The sequence below is a fragment of the Streptomyces sp. NPDC048001 genome, assembly GCF_043203115.1.
Classification (GTDB): domain Bacteria; phylum Actinomycetota; class Actinomycetes; order Streptomycetales; family Streptomycetaceae; genus Streptomyces; species Streptomyces sanyensis.
In genome coordinates, this window is sequence record NZ_JBIDBN010000013.1 from 76,001 (window position 1) to 97,162 (window position 21,162).

Here is a 21,162-nt window from a genome sequence, read left to right on the forward strand (position 1 = left end):
GAGCCGCGCCCCCGCCGCACCCGGGGGCCGGGGCTACGGCGGCGCCGGGGTCCTCGACCGGTGCGGGGACGGCCCCGCCGGGTCCGGTCCGCGCCCCGGCCCCTCCGCGTCCGGTGCGCCGGGCGGCGCCGCGACGCGCGCCCATATCCGCCCGAGTGTGCGCACGGTCTCCGTGATCGCGGGCCTTCGGGCCGCCCCCGCCCGCCACAGTGCCCGCAGCCGTCTGCTCGGGACCGGCTCCAGCCGCACCGCCCTGGCACCCGCCGGCAGCACCCCCCGTCCCAGCCGCGGCACCAGGGCGATCCCGAGCCCCGCGGCGACCAGGGCCACCTGGGTGTGGATCTCCTCGGCCTGATGGGCGATCAGCGGCTCCCGCCCGGTGGCCCGCAGGGTCCGCGTCAGCCAGTCATGGCACACGGTGCCCGGCGGCTGGGAGATCCAGCGCTCGTCCCGGAGTTCCTCGCGGCGCACGGCTGCCGCCCCCGCCAGCGGATGGGACGCGGGCACCAGCACATCGCACAGGTCCACACCGATGTCCGCGTGCTCGACCCCGGGCGGCAGGGGCATGGGGGCGATGTCCCAGTCGTGGGCGACGGCGAGGTCGACCACACCGCGCGCCACCAGGTCCACCGACAGATGCGGGTCGATCTCGCTGAGACGGGCGTCCAGGGAGGGGTGGCGGGCGGCGAGGTCCGCGAGCACCGGCGGCATCAGGCCGCGGGCCGCACTGGCGAAGCAGGCGATGTCGAGGCGCCCCGCGGGCTGCCCGCGCCGCTCCTCCAGCAGCACCTCCGCCTTCTCGACGATGGCGAGCAGCTCCTCGGCCGTGGCGACGAGCTGCCGCGCCTCGTCGGTCAGGCGGACGCCCCGGCCCTGGCGCTCCAGCAGGGTGGTGCGGGTCTCCCGCTCCAGCTTGGCGAGCTGCTGGGACACCGCCGAGGGCGAGTAGCCGAGCGCCGCGGCCGCCGCACCCACCGTCCCGTGGACGGAGACCGCGTGCAGGGCACGCAGACGCCCCAGGTCCAGCATCGGAGAACACCCCTTCCACCATGGGCGGCCCCGCCGCCGAACCATCAGTTCTGCTTCATCCAACCATGAAGGATTCCGTGCTGGTGCTGAACGGTCGGAGCCGGAGATGCTCGGTGCCATGCGTTCCGTCCTCCTCCGCGCCCGTGGCACCGCACCGCGCGCCCTGCTCCGCTCCACCCCCGCCGCCGCCCCGGCCGCCGCCCCCGCACCGGGCGGCCGGATGCCCCTCTCCCATGTGGCACTGGCCGCGGCGGTCGCGGCCGTGTGGGGCGTCAACTTCGTCGTCATCGAGATAGGGCTCGACCACTTCCCGCCGCTGCTCTTCTCGGCGCTGCGCTTCCTCGCCGCCGCCGTCCCCGCGGTCTTCCTCGTCGGCCGCCCCACGGTCGGGTGGCGCTGGATCGTGGGCGTGGGACTGGTGCTCGGCGTCGCCAAGTTCGGGCTGCTGTTCACGGGCATGGACCAGGGAGCCCCGGCCGGGCTCTCCTCGCTGGTCCTCCAGGTCCAGGCGGTGTTCACCGCCCTGTTCGCCTTCGCCGCGCTCGGCGAGCGCCCCGGACCGGCCCGCTGGGCGGGGATGGCCGTGGCCGCGGGAGGGATCGGCCTGGCCGCCTACGACGAGGGCGGCTCCGGCACGTTCACCGGCTTTCTGCTGGTGATCGCCGCGGCCGCCTGCTGGGGCGTCTCCAACGTCCTCACCCGCCGGGCCGCGCCGCCCGACGCGCTCGGCTTCATGGTGTGGGTGAGCACCGTGCCGGTGCTGCCGCTGCTGGGCCTCTCCCTGCTCCTGGAGGGCCCCGAGCGCGACCTCGAGGCGCTGCGCTCGCTGGACTGGACCGGGGCCGGGGTCGTGGTCTACGTCGCCTGGGTCACCACCGTCTTCGGCTTCGGGGCGTGGGGCTTCCTGATGCGCCACCACCCCGCCTCCTCGGTGGCCCCGTTCTCGCTGCTGGTCCCCGTGTTCGGCATGTCCTCGGCCGCGCTCCTCCTGGGCGAGGGGGTCGGCCCGCTGCGCTGGTGCGCCGCCGCGCTGCTGGTCGGCGGCGTCGCGCTGACCTCCTTCGGCGGCGCCCGCCCCGCGCGCCGCTCCCCGGGGGACTCACCGCAGTGAGCGCAGCTGCTCCCGGCCCGCCACCAGCAGCCCGGGGAGCTCCGGGGCCGCCTTGAACCAGCGCTTCTCGTACTCCCAGCTCACCCAGCCGTCCCCGTCCGCCAGGGACAGGCACTCGGCCAGCGGGAGCACCCCGGTGCCGAGGGGCACGGGCGCCGGGTCCTCGGCCGAGGCGACGTCCTTGACCTGGACGTAGCCGAGGAACGGGCCCAGGCAGGCGGCCGAGGTGCGCGGCGGCTCCCCGCCCAGCCAGGTGTGCAGCACGTCCCACAGGGCACCCGCGTGGCGGTGCCCCACGGTGCCGAGGACCCGTGAGACGTCCGCGCCCGTGCGGTGCGAGTCGTGCGTCTCCAGCAGGATCCGCACGCCGAGGCCCGCCGCCGTCTCCGCCGCCGCGCCGAGCCGCCGGGCGGCGGCCGCGTCCGCCTCGGCCGGGTCGGCTCCCTCGGCGCCGGGGAAGACCCGTACGAAGGGGGCCCCGAGGTCCCCGGCGAGGCGCACCAGCCGGTCGAGTCCGGTCAGCACCGGGCCGTCCTCGCCCGGGGCGGCGACCCGGACGTAGCCCGCCAGGCACAGGACCTCCACCCCGGCCCGCGCGAACTCCGCCCGGACGCGCTGCCGTTCGGGCGCGCTGAGGTCCGGGTGCACGGGCTCCTCCGGGTGGGTGCGCAGCTCCACCCCGTCGTACCCCGTCCCCGCGGCCAGCGCGGCGACGTCGGCGAGGGGCATGGCGGGCACGCCGAGGGTCGAGAAGGCGAGTTTCACGGTGGCTCCTCCGCGGGGTGCGGGACGGCGGGCATCGGGGCATCCCCCGGTGCGCCTTCCCTTTCCGCCCCGGCCTCACGCGCCCGGACCCGGTTCCTCCCCGGCCCCGCCTGCCTGATGCGCCCGGACCGGGCGCGGTCTCGCGGTGCGTCTCCCCGCTCACGGTGCGCCCGGAGGCGCGCCCGGCGCGGCGCGAGCCCGGGGAGGCGGGCCCCGGCGGGGGCTCAGCCGCCGCCCGGCGGGCGGGCCGTCGAGGCCCTGACCACCAGGTCCGCCGGGACGGTCGCGATCCCGCCCGGTGGCGGGGCCTCCCGGCCCATGGCCAGCCGCCCGGCGCGCGCCCCCGCCTCGACGAGCGGCAGGCGCACCGTGGTCAGCGCCGGTACCGCGTCCGCCGAGAAGGGCAGGTCGTCGAAGCCCGCGACGGAGACGTCCTCGGGCACCCGCAGCCCCCGGTCGCGCAGGGCCGCGCAGGCCCCGAGGGCGACCGTGTCGTTGGCGGCCACGATCGCGGTCAGCGCGGGCTCCCGGCGCAGCAGCTCGCCGGCGGCGTCGTAGCCGGAGCGGCGGTCGTACGGGCCGTGCACGGTCAGCCGGTCCTGCTCGGCCGCCCCGCCGCCGAGCCCGGCCGCCGCCAGGGCGGCCCGGTGGCCCTGCATCCGGTGCCGGGTGGTGGTGCGGCCCACGGGCCCGGCGATATAGCCGATGCGCCGGTGCCCGAGCGCGACCAGATGCTCCGTCAGGCGACGTCCGCCGCCGAGGTTGTCGAAGGCGAGGGCGGCGACCGCCTGGTCCGGCTCCGGCAGCGGGGGCCGCCCGCACAGCACGATCCGGGTACCGGCCGCGGCCAGCCTGCCGAGCTTGGCGGTCATCGCCGCGGTGTGCGCGGGGTCCTCCACCGCGCCTCCGGTCAGCACCACGGCCGCCGCCCGCTGGCGCTGGAGCAGGGTGAGGTAGGTCAGTTCGCGCTCGGGGGACCCTCCGGTGCTGCAGACCACCGCCAGCTTCTCGCCGCCCGCCCGCCCGGTCCCCTCCTGCCCGCCGATCTCGCTCTGCGCGGCGCCCGCCATGATGCCGAAGAAGGGGTCGGCGAGGTCGTGGACGAGGACGCCGACCAGGTCGGAGGTGGCGGCGGCGAGCGAACTGGCCGGGCCGTTGAGCACGTAGTCGAGGTCGTCGACGGCCCGCAGCACCCGCTCGCGGGTGGCCGTGGCGACCGGGTAGTTGCCGTTCAGCACCCGGGACACGGTCGCCGGGGACACCCGGGCGCGTGCCGCCACATCCGCCAGGGTGACTGTCATCGCTGTCCTCCGCAGGGTCGGGAGCGGCCCCTTGTCCGGCCGCTGTCGGCAGGCTAGCTTCATATCGCGTAGAAAGCGCTTGCTGGCCTCATATCGAGGGAACCCGGGTAATTCCGAGAGGAAATGGGAGGCGGCCCATGGCACGCAGGACCGTGCGTATCGCCATGAACGGGGTCACCGGGCGGATGGGCTACCGGCAGCATCTGGTGCGCTCCCTCCTCGCCCTGCGCGAACAGGGCGGCCTGGACCTCGGCGGCGGCGACGTCCTGTGGCCCGAACCCGTGTTGGTCGGCCGCCGCGCGGACGCCCTGCGCGAGATCGCCGCCCGCCACGGGCTGGCCGAGACCTCCACCGACCTCGACGCCGTGCTCGCCGACGACAGCGTCGAGGTCTACTTCGACGCCCAGGCGACCGCGGCACGGCCCGAGGCCCTCAAACGGGCCGTCGCCGCAGGGAAGCACCTCTACACCGAGAAGCCGACCGCACTCGACCTCGCGGGCGCCCTGGACCTGGCCCGCCTCGCGGACCGCGCCGGGGTCCGCCACGGGGTCGTCCAGGACAAGATCTTCCTGCCCGGTCTGCGGAAGCTGAAGCGCCTGGTCGACGGCGGCTTCTTCGGCCGCGTCCTGTCCGTGCGCGGCGAGTTCGGCTACTGGGTCTTCGAGGGCGACTGGCAGCAGGCCCAGCGCCCGTCCTGGAACTACCGCGCCGGGGACGGCGGCGGCATCACCGCCGACATGCTCCCGCACTGGGAGTACGTCCTGCACGAGCTGTTCGGCCGGGTCACCGCCGTCACGGCCCGCACCGCCACCCATGTGCCCCGCCGCATCGACGAGCGCGGCCGGCCCTACGACGCGACCGCCGACGACGCCGTCTACGGCATCTTCGAGCTCCGGGGCGGGGCCGTCGCGCAGATCAACTCCTCCTGGGCGGTGCGGGTCCACCGCGAGGAGCTGCTGGAGCTCCAGGTCGACGGCACCCACGGTTCGGCCGTGGCGGGGCTGCACGGCTGCCGGATCCAGCACCGCGCCACGACCCCGAAGCCGGTCTGGAACCCCGACCTGCCCACGGGGGACCGTTTCCGCGAGCAGTGGCAGGAGGTCCCGGACAACGAGGAGTTCGGCAACGCCTTCACGGTGCAGTGGGAGGCCTTCCTGCGCCATGTGGTGCTCGGCACGCCCTACCGCTGGGACCTCCTGGCGGGTGCCCGGGGGGTGCAGCTCGCCGAACTCGGCCTGCTCAGCTCCGCCGAGGGGCGCCGCGTCGAGGTCCCGGAGCTGGTGCTGTGACCGTCCTGCTGCCCCGGGCGGACGGCACGCTGCACCGCCACGAGCCGTGCCCCGCCCCGCGGCGGCCGCTCCCCGGTCCGCCGCCCGCCTCCCGTGCGGTGCTCGCCGCCGCCCATGTGGTCGCCGATCCGCTCGCCGACACCGCTCCCGGCGACCCCGCCGCGATCGACTGGGACGCCACCCTCGCCTTCCGCCGCCACCTGTGGGAGCACGGCCTGGGCGTCGCCGAGGCGATGGACACCGCCCAGCGGGGCATGGGGCTCGACTGGCCGGGGGCGGCCGAGCTGATCCGCCGCTCCGCCGCGGAGGCGCGGGCGGCGGGCGGCACGATCGTCTGCGGGGCGGGCACCGACCAGCTCACCGGCGCCGCCACCCTCGCCGAGGTGCGCGCCGCGTACGAGGAGCAGCTCGCGCTGGTCGAGTCGGCCGGGGCGCGGCCGGTGCTGATGGCCTCCCGCGCCCTGGCCGCCGCCGCGCGCTCGCCGGAGCACTACCTCGACATCTACGGGGGGCTGCTGCGCCAGGCGTCGGAGCCGGTGATCCTGCACTGGCTCGGCCCGGTCTTCGACCCGGCGCTGGAGGGCTACTGGGGCTCCGGCGACCTGGACACCGCCACGGACACGTTCCTCCAGGTCGTCGGCGCCCACCCGGACAAGGTCGACGGCGTCAAGGTGTCCCTGCTGGACGCCGGGCGGGAGATCGCCCTGCGCCGCCGCCTGCCGCGGGGCGTGCGCTGCTACACGGGTGACGACCTCCACTACCCGGAGCTGATCGCCGGCGACCAGGCGGGGTTCAGCCATGCGCTGCTCGGCGCCTTCGACCCGCTGGGCCCGCTGGCGGCGGAGGCGGTGCGCTCCCTGGACGCGGGGGACACGGCCGGCTTCCGCGAGCGCCTCGACCCGACCGTCGCCCTCTCCCGCCACCTCTTCCGGCCCCCGACCCGCTTCTACAAGACCGGAGTCGTGTTCCTGGCCTGGCTGGCGGGGCACCAGTCGCACTTCACCATGGTCGGCGGCCTCCAGTCGGCCCGGTCCCTGCCTCACCTGGCCCGCGCCTACGAACTCGCCGACGGACTCGGCCTGTTCCCGGACCCGGCGCTCGCCGAGCGCCGCCTGTCCCTGCTGCTCGACATCCACGGAGTCCCGCGGTGAGCGGCGCACTGTCCCGCCTGAGCATCAACCAGATGACCGTGAGGCAGCTGACGGTGCCGGCCCTCGTCGAGGCCTGCGTCACCCTCGGGGTGCCCGCCGTGGGGCTGTGGCGCGAACCGGTCGCCGAGCACGGCCTCGCGGCGACGGCGAAGCTGGTCCGGGACGCCGGACTCACCGTCACCTCGCTGTGCCGCGGCGGCTTCCTGACCGCCGCCGACCCCGCTGGCCGGGCGCGCGCCCTGGACGACAACCGGGCCGCGGTGGACGAGGCGGCGGCGCTGGGCACGGACACGCTGGTCCTGGTCCCGGGCGGCCTGCCCCCCGGCAGCCGGGACCTGGCCGCGGCCCGGGAGCGGATCGCCGAGTGCCTGGCCGTCCTCGCCCCGTACGCGGGCGAGCGGGGCGTCCGCCTGGCCGTGGAGCCCCTGCACCCGATGTTCGCCGCCGACCGGTCCGTGGTCTCCACCCTCGACCAGGCGCTCGACCTGGCGGAGCGCTTCCCGGCGGACCGGGTCGGCGTGGTGGTGGACACGTACCACGTCTGGTGGGACGACCGCGCCCCGGCGGCGGTGGCCCGCGCGGGCGCCGCGGGGCGGCTGCACGCCGTCCAGTTCGCCGACTGGACGACCCCGCTGCCCGCCGGGGTGCTCACGGGCCGGGGCCAGTTGGGCGACGGGGCGGTCGATCTGCGGGCCTGGCGGGAGCGGGTGGAGGCGGCCGGCTGGCGCGGTCCGTTCGAGGTGGAGCTGTTCAGCGACGGCCTGTGGGGCAGGGACGGGGCGGAGGTGCTGGCGGAGACGGCGGGGCGGTTCACGGACTGCGTGCTCTGACCGGGTCCGGGTCCCCGGCCCGCGCGCACCGCCGCCCCCCGCGCGCCGTTCACCGGGGCACCACGCGGTCGTGGTGCCCCGTACGCCCGGCGGCCATGCCGGGGCGCCACCCTCACGCACGGCACCTGACGTGCACCCGACAGTGAGGACCCTCCGTGAAGCGGACCCGCTCCCTGTGCTCCGGCGTACTCGCCCTCGGCACGGCCCTCGCGGCCCTGACCGCCCCCGCCTCCGCGAGCGCGCACCCCGGCGCGCCGCTGCCGTCCGTCCACCCGCGGGCCGAGACGCCGACGCTGTACGACGACGAGGAGGGCGGCAACGCCGACGCCGACGACCCGGCGATCTGGCGCAACCCCCGGGACCCCGGGCGGAGCCTCGTGATCGCCACCGCCAAGGAGGGCGGCCTGCGCGTCTACGACCTCGCGGCCCGGCTCGTGCAGTCCCTGCCCGCGCCCGTGCCCGCCCGCCCCGGCGACGCCCCGGGCCGCTTCAACAACGTCGACCTGGTGCACGGTCTGCGCCTGCCCGGCGGGCGCGCGGACGTGGCCGTCACCACCGACCGCGGCGGCGACCGGCTGCGCGTCCACTGGATCGCACCGGGGGAGGGGGCCGCCCCGCTCCGCGATGTCACCGACCCCGCCGCGCCGCGGATCTTCTCCGCTGACCAGGACGAGGCCAACGAGCAGCGCACCGCCTACGGGCTCGCCACCTGGACCGACCGCCGCTCCCACCGCTCCTACGCCCTGGTCAGCCGACGGGAGCGGACCGAGATCGCGCTGCTGGAACTGCTTCCCACCCCCTCCGGAACGGTCTCCTACCGCCCGGTCCGCACCCTGCGCCTCCCCGCCGCCTTCCGGCTCCCGGACGGCACCTCCTGGACCCCCTGCGGCGACCCGGGCGAGCTGCCCCAGGTGGAGGGCATGGTCGTCGACCCCGCCACCGGCACGCTCTACGCCGCCCAGGAGGACGTGGGCATCTGGCGGATGCGCGCCGACCTCGGAGGTGCGCCCCGACTCGTGGACCGGGTCCGGGAGTTCGGCGTGCCCGCGGTCCACGACGAGGAGACCGGGGAGTGCCTGCCCGGTGCCGACCCGGGCTTCGGCGGCACCCGGCTGGCCGCCGACGTCGAGGGGTTGACCCTGCTCACCGGCCGCGACGGCCGCCGCTACCTGCTCGCCTCCAGCCAGGGCGACGACACCTTCGCGGTCTACCGCAGGGACACCGGCCCCCGCACCCCGTACGCGGCCGGGTTCCGGGTGGCGCCCGGACGCGGCGTCGACGGCTCCGAGGAGTGCGACGGGGCCGCCGTCCTCGGCGCCCCGCTCGGCCGCGCCTACCCGCACGGCCTGCTGGTCGTCCAGGACGGCCACGACGACACCGCCGAACGCGAGGGCACCAACCTGAAGTTCGTCGACCTCGGCGAGGTGCTGCGGCGCACGGGCCTGTGACCGGCGCCGGGCGCCGGGAGCCTCCGCAGGGCACCCGGGGTGTCCGCGCCGGGCGGTAGCGTCGGGCCATGTCCACACCGGCGACCCGCCCGGCAGACGCACCGGGCTTCACCCCTGCCGTCCTCGAAGGCGTGCTGGAGCGCATCACCTACGCCAACGAGGAGAACGGCTACACCGTCGCCCGCGTCGACACCGGCCGCGGCGCGGGCGAGCTGCTCACGGTCGTCGGGTCGCTGCTCGGCGCGCAGGTCGGCGAGTCGCTGCGGATGGAGGGCCGCTGGGGCTCCCACCCCCAGTACGGCCGGCAGTTCACGGTGGAGAACTACACCACCGTGCTGCCGGCGACGGTCCAGGGCATCCGCCGCTACCTCGGCTCCGGGCTGATCAAGGGCATCGGGCCGAGGATCGCCGAGCGGATCGTCGACCACTTCGGCACGGACACGCTGGAGGTGATCGAGCAGGAGCCCGCACGGCTCGTCGAGGTGCCCGGTCTCGGCCCCAAGCGCACGGCGCTCATCGGCGCGGCCTGGGAGGAGCAGAAGGCGATCAAGGAGGTCATGGTCTTCCTCCAGGGGGTCGGCGTCTCCACCTCCATCGCGGTGCGCATCTACAAGAAGTACGGCGACGCCTCGATCTCCGTGGTGCGCAACCAGCCCTACCGGCTCGCCGCCGACGTGTGGGGCATCGGCTTCCTGACCGCCGACCGGATCGCGCAGGCCGTGGGCATCCCGCACGACAGCCCCGACCGGGTCAAGGCCGGCCTCCGGTACGCCCTGTCGCAGTCCACCGACCAGGGGCACTGCTTCCTTCCCGAGGAGCGGCTGATCGCGGACTCCGTGAAGCTCCTCCAGGTCGACGCCGGGCTGGTCATCGACTGCCTCGCCGAACTGGCCGCCGACGAGGAGGGGGTGGTGCGCGAGAAGGTGCCGGGGCCGGAGGGCGGGGAGCCCGTCACCGCCGTCTACCTGGTGCCCTTCCACCGTGCGGAGCTGTCCCTGGCGGGCCAGGTGCGCCGGCTGCTGCGCGCCGAGGAGGACCGGATGCCCGCGTTCCAGGACGTGGACTGGGACAGGGCCCTGGGCTGGCTGGCGCGGCGCACCGGGGCGGAACTCGCCCCCGAGCAGCAGGACGCCGTCAAGCTCGCGCTGACCAGCAGGGTGGCGGTGCTCACCGGTGGTCCCGGCTGCGGCAAGTCCTTCACCGTGCGCTCGATCGTGGAACTGGCCCGGGCCAAGAAGGCCACGGTGGTCCTCGCGGCGCCCACCGGCCGGGCGGCCAAGCGGCTGGCCGAGCTGACGGGTGCCGAGGCGTCCACCGTCCACCGGCTGCTGGAGCTGAAGCCGGGCGGCGACGCGGCCTTCGACCGGGACCGGCCGCTCGACGCGGACCTGATCGTCGTGGACGAGGCGTCCATGCTGGACCTGCTGCTCGCCAACAAGCTGGTCAAGGCGGTGGCCACGGGAGCCCACCTGCTGCTGGTGGGCGACGTGGACCAGCTGCCCAGCGTCGGTGCCGGGGAGGTGCTGCGCGACCTGCTCGCGGAGGGCGGCCCGGTGCCGAGCGTGCGGCTCACCCGGATCTTCCGCCAGGCCCGGGAGTCCGGGGTGGTGACCAACGCCCACCGGATCAACGAGGGCCTGCCGCCGGTGACCACCGGCCTGAAGGACTTCTTCCTGTTCGTCGCCGAGGAGACGGAGGAGGCCGGGCGCCTGGCGGTCGACGTGGCCGCCCGCCGCATCCCGGCCACCTTCGGTCTCGACGCCCGCCGGGACGTGCAGGTCCTGGCGCCGATGCACCGAGGCCCGGCCGGCGCGGGCACCCTCAACGGACTCCTCCAGCAGGCGATCACCCCGGCCCGTCCCGATCTGCCGGAGAAGCGCTTCGGCGGCCGGGTCTTCCGCGTGGGCGACAAGGTCACCCAGGTCCGCAACAACTACGAGAAGGGCCGCAACGGCGTCTTCAACGGCACCGTGGGGGTGGTGACCTCGCTGAGCACCGACGACCAGCGCCTCACGGTGCTCACCGACGAGGACGAGGAGGTGCCCTACGACTTCGACGAGCTCGACGAGCTGGCCCACGCCTACGCCGTCACCATCCACCGCTCCCAGGGCAGCGAGTACCCGGCCGTGGTCGTCCCGGTCACCACGGGTGCCTGGATGATGCTGCAGCGCAACCTCCTCTACACGGCCGTCACCAGGGCGAAGGGGCTGGTGGTGCTGGTCGGCTCGCGGCGGGCGCTGGGCCAGGCCGTGCGGACGGTCTCCGCCGGGCGCCGCCACACCGCGCTCGACCACCGCCTGGGCTGAGCGCACCCCGTGCCACCCCCCGGCGGCGCACCCCGTGCCACCCCGCCGGTACGCCCCGTCGGAGCGCCCCGCCGGGCGGTGGCGGGCGCGGTGCCGCGCCCGGTCGGCGACGCCCCGCGGGGCGGGCGGTTCGGCGGCGTAGCAGGGTGGGAAACACCACCCCGACCCCACCCCGGCTTTCAGAACCGGGGCGAAGGGGGCAAGATGAGCAGGTTGGCGGCACTGAGTGCCGCCGGCGGGCCCAATGGTCGACCCCGAGTGCACTCTCCTGAGCCAAATGGGGGATGGTAGAGACAGTCAGGGCACCTCGAAGTAGAGGCACTACGTCGGTGAGGGATGACGTGAGCGACAACTCTGTAGTACTGCGGTACGCGGACGGTGAATACACCTACCCGGTGGTCGAGAGCACCGTCGGTGACAAGGGCTTCGACATCGGGAAGCTCCGAGCCCAGACCGGTCTGGTGACCCTGGACAGCGGCTACGGCAACACCGCCGCCTATAAATCCGCGATCACCTACCTCGACGGCGAGCAGGGCATCCTGCGCTACCGCGGCTACCCGATCGAGCAGCTGGCGGAGCGCTCGACCTTCCTGGAGGTCGCGTCGCTGCTGATCAACGGCGAGCTGCCGACCGTCGACGAGCTCGCCGCGTTCAAGAACGAGATCACGCAGCACACCCTGCTGCACGAGGACGTCAAGCGCTTCTTCCAGGGCTTCCCGCGCGACGCCCACCCGATGGCGATGCTGTCCTCCGTGGTCAGTGCGCTGTCCACGTTCTACCAGGACAGCCACAACCCCTTCGACGAGGAGCAGCGCCACCTGTCGACGATCCGGCTGCTGGCCAAGCTGCCGACGATCGCCGCCTACGCCTACAAGAAGTCGATCGGCCACCCGTTCGTCTACCCGCGCAACGACCTCGGCTATGTGGAGAACTTCCTCCGCATGACCTTCTCGGTCCCCGCGCAGGAGTACGAGCTCGACCCGGTGGTCGTCTCCGCGCTGGACAAGCTGCTGATCCTGCACGCGGACCACGAGCAGAACTGCTCCACCTCCACCGTGCGCCTGGTCGGCTCCTCGCAGGCGAACATGTTCGCCTCGATCTCCGCCGGCATCAGCGCCCTGTGGGGTCCGCTGCACGGCGGTGCCAACCAGTCGGTGCTGGAGATGCTGGAGGGCATCCGGGCCGACGGCGGCAATGTCGAGTCCTTCATCAACAAGGTGAAGAACAAGGAGGACGGCGTCCGCCTGATGGGCTTCGGCCACCGGGTGTACAAGTCCTTCGACCCGCGCGCCAAGATCATCAAGGCGGCCGCCCACGACGTCCTCTCCGCCCTCGGCAAGTCCGACGAGCTGCTGGACATCGCGCTGAAGCTGGAGGAGCACGCGCTCTCCGACGAGTACTTCGTGCAGCGCAACCTGTACCCGAACGTCGACTTCTACACGGGTCTGATCTACCGGGCGATGGGCTTCCCGACCGAGATGTTCACCGTGCTGTTCGCCCTCGGCCGCCTGCCGGGCTGGATCGCCCAGTGGCACGAGATGATCAAGGAGCCGGGTTCGCGCATCGGCCGCCCGCGCCAGATCTACACCGGTGAGGTCCTGCGTGACTTCGTTCCGGTCGAGGCCCGCTGAGGCCGCACCCGCGCCGTACGCGAGAAGCGCCCCGCCGCCGATCCCCCCACGGGTCGGAGACGGGGCGCTTCCCATATCCCCGAGCGGATTCCCCCCACGGGATCCGGCCGGGCGTCTGCGGGAGCGGATGCTCCCTGCGGTCTGCCGGGGTACGTACGCACGGGAGGGCCGCTCAAAGCTCCCCGGGCACGTGCCCCGGCCAACGCTTGCCTGGAACGTCCCCCAAGACATTCCACGAACGTCCCCCAAGACGTTCTGGCATCGACCACTAAGACTCGCGAGGAGTCCGAATGGTTACCCCCAAATATCTGTGATCTACGTCTCGATGTGAAGGTCCTGTGACCTATTTGTAGTCCCATTCGAGCCCGGGGCGGCGGCGCTCCGGGCGTCGCAAAGCAGGGCGAAAGGGTGCGTTCTCGGGGTGGTTGCGACGCTGACCAGCGTCGATACCCCGGCTGGTGCCGGGGGCCCGGATGCATCAAGGTCCGGTAAAGAATTGCCCGCCGTGGCCGGAGTTCGCCGTCCCGGCGTCGTGCGGGCCGGGTGCGGGGGAGGCTCCGGCGTGTGGCGGCCGGTGGCGCGAAAGGGGCCGGACGCGGGCCCGCGCGGTCTCCCGCGGAGCCCCGCGCCCGGCCCCTTTCGCCGGTGCGCCGGCCGGTCAGGCGCGGCCGGTCAGTTCGTAGCCCGCCTCGTCGACGGCCGCGCGTACGGCGGCCTCGTCGAGCGGGGCCTCGGAGGCGACCGTCACCCGCCCGGTCGCCGCCTCGGCCGTCACCGAGGTGACCCCGGGCAGTGCCGAGATCTCCTCGCCGACGGCGCCCTCGCAGTGGCCGCAGGTCATGCCCGTGACCAGGTACACCGTGGTGACGCCGCCGGGCTCGCCCGCCGCCGCGTCGCGGGGGGCGGCGGAGCAGCAGGAGCCGGCGGGCTGCGCCTCGGTCGCGGTGTCGGTCTGCGCCTCGGTGGTCATGGCAGTCTCCTCGGGGTGTCGGAACGTCGTGGTGCGTGGGCGGGTCCGCGGAGGGCCTCCGGAGGCTCTCCGCGAGGAGTCTATACCCCTAGGGGGTATGAGGGCGAGGTGGGTGGCCGCTCACCCCCGGCGCCCCCGGTTGCCGGGGCGGTTGGCCACCCAGGTGCGGATGGTGTCCGCGCGCCAGAACGGCTTCCCCGCCTCCACGTGGTCCGGCGGCGGGAGCAGTCCGTGTTTGCGGTAGGAGCGCACCGTCTCCGGCTGCACCCGGATGTGGGCCGCGATGTCCTTGTAGGACCAGAGGTTTCTGTCCGTCATGGGGCACCTCCCTGCGCGCGCGGCAGCCACGGCGGGGGGTGCCGTCGGGGGAGCTGCCGCGGGGTCGCTGGTGATCACTGAGCCTGTGCCCGGTGAACGCCCGGCTGCGACGGCGGGGGCGGGGCTGTCGACCGCCTGTGACGGAAAGCCCGCGTAACGGAGACATCCGTGAGGAGTCCGGTACAACCGTGACGGATGCGTCGCACCCGTACACCGGCGGGGTGGCGCGCCCTCCCGGCCGCCGGACCCGCGTGCGCCCCGCGGGGACCGCCCCGCAACGCCTGCGGAGCCGCCGGCCGCCGTGTGCCCCGCGTGAGTCCGCGTCAGACACCGCAGGAACGCAGGAAGGCGCGGGTGCGCTCCGCGATCGGCAGCGGGCGGTCCGCCGGGCAGGGGTACATGTCCTGCTCGACGATCGCGAAGAGGTCCACGCCGAGGGCGCCCGCCGCGGTCAGCACCGGCTCCAGGGCCGGCACGCCCGCGGGCGGTTCGCACATCACCCCCTGGGCGACCGCCGGGCCGAACGGCGTCCCCTCGGCCCTCACCCTGGCGAGGACGCCCGGGTCCACCTGCTTCAGGTGGAGGTAGCCGATCCGCTCCCCGTAGGTCCTGATCAGTTCCACGCTGTCCCCGCCGCAGTAGGCGTAGTGGCCCGTGTCCAGGCAGAGGGAGACCAGCTCCGGATCGGTGGCGTCCAGGAACCGCGCGACGTTCTCCTCGGTGTCGATATGGGTGTCCGCGTGCGGGTGGACCACGATCCGCAGGCCGAAGCGCTCGCGCACCTCGCGCCCCAGGCGCTCCGTCTGACGGGCCAGATCGCGCCACTGCGCGGCGTCCAGGGTGCGTTCCTCCAGTACCCGGCCCGTCCGGTCGTCCCGCCAGAAGGACGGAATGACCACCAGGTGCCGGGCGTCCACCGCCCGGGCCAGCGCCGCGACCCGTGCGACGTGCTCCCAGGTCCCCTCCCACACCTCCGGGCCCCGGTGGAGGGCGGTGAAGACCGTCCCCGCGGACACCCGCAGGCCCCGGCGGGAGGTCTCGGCGGCCAGCCGCTCCGGGTCGCTCGGGAGATAGCCGTACGGACCGAGCTCGATCCACTCGTACCCCGCGCGGGCCACCTCGTCGAGGAAGCGCCGCCAGGGCACCTGCCGCGGGTCGTCGGGGAACCACACCCCCCAGGAGTCGGGGGCCGAGCCGACCCGGATGCGGTCCAGTGCGGGGGCGCGTGAGGTCATGGCGGCCAGGCTTCCGGCCGCCGGAGCAGGGTGTCAAGGCTTGGTCCGAATGTCCGGACAAAATATTGACACCGTTCGCGCAGGGGGCTAGAACCGGGGTGCACCCCCGGACGGAGGGACCCGCATGCCGCAGCCGTACGCCCCGCAGCGCTACGACGTGATCACCATGGGCCGGATCGGGGTGGACCTGTACCCGCTGCGCGTCGGCGTGCCGCTCGCCGAGGTGGACACCTTCGGCAGGTACCTGGGCGGCTCGCCGTCCAACGTGGCGGTGGCGGCCGCCCGCCTCGGGCGGCGCACGGCGGTGATCACCCGCACCGGGCAGGACCCCTTCGGCGAGTACCTCCACGAGGCCCTGCGCGCCTTCGGGGTGGACGACCGCTGGGTCACCTCGGTCGAGGACCTCCCCACCCCGGTCGCCTTCTGCGAGCTCTTCCCGCCGGACCACTTCCCGCTCTACTTCTACCGCCGGCCCACCGCCCCCGACCTGTGCATCCGGGAGGGGGAGCTGGAACGCGAACCCATCCGCGCGGCCCGTGTCTTCTGGATGACGGGCACCGGCCTCAGCGAGGAGCCCAGCCGCACCGCGACGCTTGCCGCCCTCGCCCACCGGGCCGCCTCGGGCACCACCGTGTTCGACCTCGACTGGCGTCCGATGTTCTGGCCCGACCCCGCCGCCGCCCGGGAGCACTACGCCAAGGCACTGGCCCACGCCACCGTCGCCGTCGGCAACCCGCAGGAGTGCGAGGTGGCCACCGGCGAGCGCGAGCCGCACGCGGCCGCGGACGCGCTGCTCGCCGCCGGTGTGGAACTCGCCGTCGTCAAACAGGGCCCGGGGGGCGTGCTCGCCGCCCACCGGGACGGCACCCGGGTCGAGGTCCCGCCCGTCGCCGTCGAGGTGGTGAACGGGCTCGGCGCGGGCGACGCGTTCGGCGGCGCCCTGTGCCACGGGCTGCTGGCGGGCTGGCCCCTGGAGCGCGTGGTCCGCTTCGCCAACGCCGCGGGCGCCGTGGTCGCCGCGCGGCTCGCCTGCTCGGCGGCGATGCCCTACGAGGAGGAGGTCGAGCAGGTCGCCGCGGGAGGACCCGTCCCGCCGGACCCCAGCATCCCCCCGCCCTCCGGCCCCGCCGGAGGGACGCGGCCGGAGCCGGAGGAGCGGGTGCCGTGAGCACGCGGGAGACCACCGCACCGCACGCCCCGGACCGCGCACCGGGCAGGGCCGACGGAGCGCCGACGGCCGCCCGTCCCCCGCGCGCCGCCCCCGCGTCACCGCGCCGACGGACGGGCGCGGGAGGGTTCGCACCGGGCCTCCGCGCCCCCGCCCGGGCGCATCCGCGCATCCCGGCAGCCGCAGCGCGGCCGGTGCGGCGCGGCGTGCGGCGCGCGGGGGACCGGCACCGGTGCGCCGCCCGGCCCGCCGCAGGGGGTAGGCAGGGGGCATGACCGACGAGCGAAGGACACCGGACCGGCTCCACCTCCCCGCGGGCACCGCGAGGCACGGGCCCTACGCCCTGGACACCGGCCCCGCGCAGGCGGGCCGGAACCATGCGGCGCTGCGCGTCCTCGACCTCGCCCCCGGCGGCGCGCACGCGTTCGCCGCCGGGGACAGCGAATGGATCGTGCTGCCGCTGGCGGGGGCCTGTACGGTGCAGACCGAGGGCGAGTCGTTCCAACTGCGCGGAAGGGACGGGGTGTTCGGCGGAGTGAGCGACTTCGCCTATGTGCCGCGTGACGCCCGCGCCCGTATCGCCTCCGGCGCGGGAGGCCGCTTCGCCCTGGCAGGAGCGAGGTGCGAGCGCCGACTCCCCGCTCGCTACGGCCCCGCGCCGGAGGTACCGATCGAGGCCCGCGGGAGCGGCCGCCAGGCCCGCGAGGTCCGCAACTTCGCCGCGGTCGGCGCCTTCGACTGCGACCGGCTCATCGCCGTCGAGGTCGTCACCCCCGGCGGCAACTGGTCCTCCTACCCGCCGCACAAGCACGACGAGGACCTCCCCGGGCTGGAGAGCAGACTGGAGGAGGTCTACTACTTCGAGGTCGACGGCGACGGCACCGGATACCAGCGCGTCTCCCCCTCGCGCCCCGGCGGCGCCGACCTCCTCGCGGAGGTCCGCACCGGCGACGCCGTCCTGGTGCCCGACGGCTGGCACGGCCCCTCCGTCGCCGAACCGGGCCACGACCTCTACTACCTCAACGTGATGGCCGGTCCCGGCCCCGAGCGGCAGTGGCTGATCCGCTTCCACCCCCGCTACCCGGAGGGCTACCGATGACCCGGCTCACCACCGCCCAGGCACTGGTCCGCTTCCTGGCCGCCCAGTACAGCGAGCGCGACGGCCGCCGACAGCGGCTGATCCCCGCCACCTGGGGCATCTTCGGCCACGGCAACGTCGCCGGGCTCGGCCAGGCGCTCCTGGAGGCCGGCCCCGCGATGCCGTTCGTCCAGGGCCGCAACGAGCAGGCCATGGTCCACGCCGCCGTCGGCCGTGCCCGGCAGTCCCGCAGGCTGTCCACCCACGCCGTCACCACCTCCATCGGGCCCGGTGCGACCAACCTGGTCACCGGGGCCGCACTGGCGACCGTCAACCACCTGCCGGTGCTCCTGCTGCCGGGCGACGTCTTCGCCACCCGCCGCGCCGACCCCGTCCTGCAGCAACTGGAGGTCCCCTGGGCGGGCGACGTCTCGGTCAACGACGCCCTGCGGCCCGTCTCGCGGTACTTCGACCGCGTCACCCGCCCCGAGGCGCTGATCCCGGCGGCCCTCGCGGCCGTGCGGGTCCTCACCGACCCCGTGGAGACCGGCGCGGTGACCCTCGCGCTCCCGCAGGACCTCCAGGCCGAGGCGTTCGACTGGCCCGAGGAGTTCCTGGCCGAGCGGGTCTGGCCGGTGCGCCGCCCGCGGCCGGACCGGGCCGCGCTCGCCGAGGCGGCCGCCGCGATCCGCTCCGCCCGCCGGCCGCTGATCGTGGCGGGCGGGGGCGTCCGGCACAGCGAGGCCGAGGGGGCGCTGGAGGCCCTGGCCGAGGCCACCGGCATCCCCGTCGCCGCCACCCAGGCGGGCAAGGGGACGCTCGCCCACGACCACCCCTGCGAGGTGGGCGGCATCGGGCACACCGGCACCGCCACTGCCGACGACCTCGCGCGCACCGCCGACCTCGTCGTGGGGATCGGCACCCGCTGGACCGACTTCACCACCGCCTCCTCGACCCTCTTCGCCGAGCCCGGCGTCCGCTTCGTCAACATCAACGCGGCCGGCTCCGACGCCTCCAAGCTGGCCGGGCTCGCGGTGGTCGCCGACGCCCGGGCCGCCCTGGAGGAGCTCTCCGAGGCCCTGGCGGGCCACCGGGTGGACGCGGCCTACCGCACCGCCTACCGCACGGCCAAGGAGCGCTGGGAGCGCCGGGTCGACGCGGCCCTCGCCGCCCCCGACCCGGACGCCGCCCCCACCCAGGCCCAGGTGCTGGGTGCGCTGGACGCGCTGGTGACCGAGGAGGACATCCTGGTCAACGCCGCCGGGTCGTTGCCGGGGGACCTCCACCGGCTGTGGCGGGCCCGCTCCTCCGACCAGTACCACGTGGAGTACGGCTACTCCTGCATGGGCTACGAGATCCCGGCCGCCATCGGCGTGGCCGCCGCGGCCCCCGGACGCCCGGTGTGGGCCCTGGTCGGCGACGGGACCTTCCTGATGAACCCGACCGAGATCGTCACCGCCGTCCAGGAGCGCGTACCGCTGCGGCTGGTGATCCTCCAGAACCACGGCTACGCCTCCATCGGCGGACTCTCCCGCGCCGTCGGCGCCGAGGGCTTCGCCACCGCCTACCGGCTCCGCACCGGTCCCGGGGGGGCCTACCGCGGGGAGCCGCTGCCGGTCGACCTGGCCGCCTGCGCGGCCTCCCTCGGGATGCGGGTGATCCGCGCCCGGACCGTGCGTGACCTGCGAGAAGCCCTGTCCGAGGCGCGCCGCGCGGACGGCCCCACATGTGTCTACACGGAGACCGAAACGCCCGACACTGTGTCGGGCCCGCCCGCGGCACAGGCGTGGTGGGATGTTCCGGTGGCCGAGACCGCGGCCCGCCCGGCGGCGGTGTCCGCCCGCGAGGAGTACGACCGCCAGGCCGCAGCCCGACGCCGCCACCTCTGACGCACCGAAGGAGCTCTCGCCATGACGAAGACCGTCCACCACTGGATCGGCGGCAGGACCGTCGAGGGGACGTCCGGCAACTGGGGGCCCGTCACCGATCCGGCCACCGGTGCCGTGACCACCCGGGTGGCCCTGGCCTCGGCCGCCGAGGTCGACGCCGCCGTGGCCGCGGCCCGGGAGGCGTACGCGAGCTGGGGGACCTCCTCCCTCGCCCAGCGCACGTCCGTGCTCTTCCGCTACCGGGCCCTGCTCGACGCCCGCCGCGACGACCTCGCCGCGCTGATCACCGCCGAGCACGGGAAGGTGCACTCCGACGCCCTGGGCGAGGTCGCGCGCGGCCTGGAGATCGTCGAACTGGCCTGCGGCATCACCACCGAGCTCAAGGGCGAGCTGTCCACCCAGGTCTCCAACCGGGTCGACGTCGCCGCCATCCGCCAGCCGCTGGGCGTGGTCGCCGGCATCACCCCCTTCAACTTCCCCGCCATGGTGCCGATGTGGATGTTCCCGCTGGCCGTCGCCTGCGGCAACACCTTCGTCCTCAAGCCCAGCGAGAAGGACCCCTCGGCCGCCAACCTGCTGGCCGAACTCGCCGCCGAGGCCGGCCTTCCGGCCGGTGTGCTGAACGTCCTCCACGGCGACAAGGTGGCCGTGGACGCCCTGCTGGAGCACCCCGACGTGGCCGCCGTCTCCTTCGTGGGCTCCACCCCGATCGCCCGCCACATCCACGCCACCGCCTCCGCCAACGGCAAGCGGGTGCAGGCCCTCGGCGGCGCCAAGAACCACATGCTGGTGCTGCCCGACGCGGACCTCGACGCGGCCGCCGACGCCGCGGTGTCGGCCGCCTACGGCTCGGCCGGGGAGCGCTGCATGGCCATCTCCGCGGTCGTCGCGGTCGGCGCGATCGGCGACGACCTGGTCCAGCGGATCCGCGAGCGCGCGGAGAAGATCACCGTCGGCCCCGGCACCGACCCCGCCTCCGAGATGGGGCCCCTGATCACCAGGGCGCACCGCGACAAGGTGGCCTCCTATGTGACGGGCGCCGCCGCGCAGGGCGCCGAGGTCGTCCTGGACGGCACCGGCCACACCGTCGAGGGCTACGAGGACGGCCACTGGATCGGGCTCTCCCTGCTGGACCGCGTCCCCACCGACGCGGACGCCTACCGCGACGAGATCTTCGGCCCGGTGCTGTGCGTGCTGCGCGCGGAGACCTACGAGGAGGGCCTGGCGATCGTGAACGCCTCGCCGTTCGGCAACGGCACGGCGGTCTTCACCCGCGACGGCGGCGCCGCCCGTCGCTTCCAGATGGAGGTCCAGGCGGGCATGGTCGGCGTCAACGTGCCGATCCCGGTGCCCGTCGGCTACCACTCCTTCGGCGGCTGGAAGGACTCCCTCTTCGGCGACCACCACATCTACGGCCGCGACGGCGTGCACTTCTACACCCGCGGCAAGGTCGTCACCACCCGCTGGCCCGACCCGGCCGACGCCCCCGCCGGAGTGGACCTGGGCTTCCCGCGCAACCACTGAGGGCCCCTGCCCGCCCGGGAGCACCGCCCGGGCGGGCGGCAGGTGCCGTACCGCAACCGCGGTATCCGGGGCGGTGCGCGTACGGCCCGGGGAGGAGGCCGGCCTCCGCCCGGCGGCAG

The 21,162-nt window shown here is 75.0% G+C and carries 17 protein-coding genes; 11 read left to right on the plus strand and 6 right to left on the minus strand.

The features are described from left to right. Positions 1 to 33: 33 nt before the first annotated feature. A complete protein-coding gene (locus ACGF15_RS23770; RefSeq protein ID WP_392801749.1) occupies positions 34 to 1,029 on the minus strand; it encodes a LysR family transcriptional regulator in 996 nt (331 codons plus the stop codon). A 220-nt stretch (positions 1,030 to 1,249) separates the two neighbouring features. Between ACGF15_RS23770 and ACGF15_RS23775 the strand changes: the two genes are divergently transcribed. Then, entirely contained in the window at positions 1,250 to 2,140 is an 891-nt protein-coding gene (locus tag ACGF15_RS23775; RefSeq protein WP_345611457.1) for an EamA family transporter, read from the plus strand. On the opposite strand, the gene ACGF15_RS23780 is transcribed toward ACGF15_RS23775, so the two are convergent. Together ACGF15_RS23780 and ACGF15_RS23785 are read right to left on the minus strand one after the other, a co-directional pair. Next, positions 2,129 to 2,905 carry a sugar phosphate isomerase/epimerase family protein gene (locus ACGF15_RS23780; protein WP_345610883.1) on the minus strand — a complete coding sequence of 259 codons (777 nt, stop codon included), beginning with the start codon at positions 2,903 to 2,905 and terminating at the stop codon, positions 2,129 to 2,131. The genes ACGF15_RS23775 and ACGF15_RS23780 overlap by 12 nt on opposite strands. Before the next feature lie 224 nt (positions 2,906 to 3,129). Continuing rightward, a complete protein-coding gene (locus ACGF15_RS23785) occupies positions 3,130 to 4,206 on the minus strand; it encodes a LacI family DNA-binding transcriptional regulator (RefSeq protein WP_345610879.1) in 1,077 nt (358 codons plus the stop codon). Positions 4,207 to 4,343: 137 nt separating this feature from the next. On the opposite strand from ACGF15_RS23785, the gene ACGF15_RS23790 reads away from it, so the two are divergent. From ACGF15_RS23790 to ACGF15_RS23815, 6 genes are all read left to right on the plus strand, one after another. Further along, entirely contained in the window at positions 4,344 to 5,495 is a 1,152-nt protein-coding gene (locus tag ACGF15_RS23790; protein WP_392801754.1) for a Gfo/Idh/MocA family protein, read from the plus strand. Further along, entirely contained in the window at positions 5,492 to 6,646 is a 1,155-nt protein-coding gene (locus tag ACGF15_RS23795) for a dihydrodipicolinate synthase family protein (protein ID WP_392801757.1), read from the plus strand. Before ACGF15_RS23790 ends, ACGF15_RS23795 begins: the two co-directional genes overlap by 4 nt. Before the next feature lie 32 nt (positions 6,647 to 6,678). After that, the gene (locus tag ACGF15_RS23800; protein ID WP_392801943.1) at positions 6,679 to 7,476 is read left to right on the plus strand and encodes a sugar phosphate isomerase/epimerase family protein; all 798 of its coding nucleotides are present in this window, start codon (positions 6,679 to 6,681) and stop codon (positions 7,474 to 7,476) included. 155 nt (positions 7,477 to 7,631) lie between these two features. Further along, positions 7,632 to 8,924, plus strand: coding sequence for a phytase (locus ACGF15_RS23805; RefSeq protein ID WP_392801760.1), 1,293 nt, complete (start codon positions 7,632 to 7,634; stop codon positions 8,922 to 8,924). A 68-nt stretch (positions 8,925 to 8,992) separates the two neighbouring features. Next, the gene (locus ACGF15_RS23810) at positions 8,993 to 11,230 is read left to right on the plus strand and encodes an ATP-dependent RecD-like DNA helicase (protein ID WP_345610861.1); all 2,238 of its coding nucleotides are present in this window, start codon (positions 8,993 to 8,995) and stop codon (positions 11,228 to 11,230) included. 341 nt (positions 11,231 to 11,571) lie between these two features. Beyond that, positions 11,572 to 12,861 carry a citrate synthase gene (locus ACGF15_RS23815; RefSeq protein WP_345610859.1) on the plus strand — a complete coding sequence of 430 codons (1,290 nt, stop codon included), beginning with the start codon at positions 11,572 to 11,574 and terminating at the stop codon, positions 12,859 to 12,861. Between the two features lie 658 nt (positions 12,862 to 13,519). Here ACGF15_RS23815 and ACGF15_RS23820 read toward each other — a convergent pair. The 3 genes from ACGF15_RS23820 to ACGF15_RS23830 form a co-directional block, all read right to left on the minus strand. Next, positions 13,520 to 13,831 carry a heavy-metal-associated domain-containing protein gene (locus ACGF15_RS23820; protein ID WP_392801765.1) on the minus strand — a complete coding sequence of 104 codons (312 nt, stop codon included), beginning with the start codon at positions 13,829 to 13,831 and terminating at the stop codon, positions 13,520 to 13,522. Between the two features lie 120 nt (positions 13,832 to 13,951). Next, positions 13,952 to 14,149, minus strand: a complete 198-nt coding sequence (locus ACGF15_RS23825) for an AlpA family transcriptional regulator (RefSeq protein ID WP_256523191.1) — start codon at positions 14,147 to 14,149, stop codon at positions 13,952 to 13,954. A gap of 323 nt (positions 14,150 to 14,472) precedes the next feature. Further along, on the minus strand, positions 14,473 to 15,384 hold the full coding sequence (locus tag ACGF15_RS23830; RefSeq protein ID WP_362612639.1) for a sugar phosphate isomerase/epimerase: 912 nt from the start codon (positions 15,382 to 15,384) through the stop codon (positions 14,473 to 14,475). Between the two features lie 124 nt (positions 15,385 to 15,508). Between ACGF15_RS23830 and iolC the strand changes: the two genes are divergently transcribed. The 4 genes from iolC (at position 15,509) to ACGF15_RS23850 (ending at position 21,043) form a co-directional block, all read left to right on the plus strand. Then, positions 15,509 to 16,552 (plus strand): 5-dehydro-2-deoxygluconokinase, encoded by a 1,044-nt coding sequence (gene iolC / locus ACGF15_RS23835; protein ID WP_345610852.1) that lies wholly within the window; start codon positions 15,509 to 15,511, stop codon positions 16,550 to 16,552. Between the two features lie 271 nt (positions 16,553 to 16,823). After that, positions 16,824 to 17,651: a 5-deoxy-glucuronate isomerase gene (gene iolB / locus ACGF15_RS23840; RefSeq protein ID WP_362612635.1), complete on the plus strand. Its 828-nt coding sequence runs from the start codon at positions 16,824 to 16,826 to the stop codon at positions 17,649 to 17,651. Further along, positions 17,648 to 19,519 (plus strand): 3D-(3,5/4)-trihydroxycyclohexane-1,2-dione acylhydrolase (decyclizing), encoded by a 1,872-nt coding sequence (gene iolD / locus ACGF15_RS23845; protein ID WP_392801771.1) that lies wholly within the window; start codon positions 17,648 to 17,650, stop codon positions 19,517 to 19,519. Before iolB ends, iolD begins: the two co-directional genes overlap by 4 nt. A 21-nt stretch (positions 19,520 to 19,540) precedes the next feature. Further along, complete coding sequence (locus ACGF15_RS23850) at positions 19,541 to 21,043, plus strand: CoA-acylating methylmalonate-semialdehyde dehydrogenase (RefSeq protein ID WP_345610845.1); 1,503 nt, start codon at positions 19,541 to 19,543, stop codon at positions 21,041 to 21,043. Positions 21,044 to 21,162 lie beyond the last annotated feature (119 nt).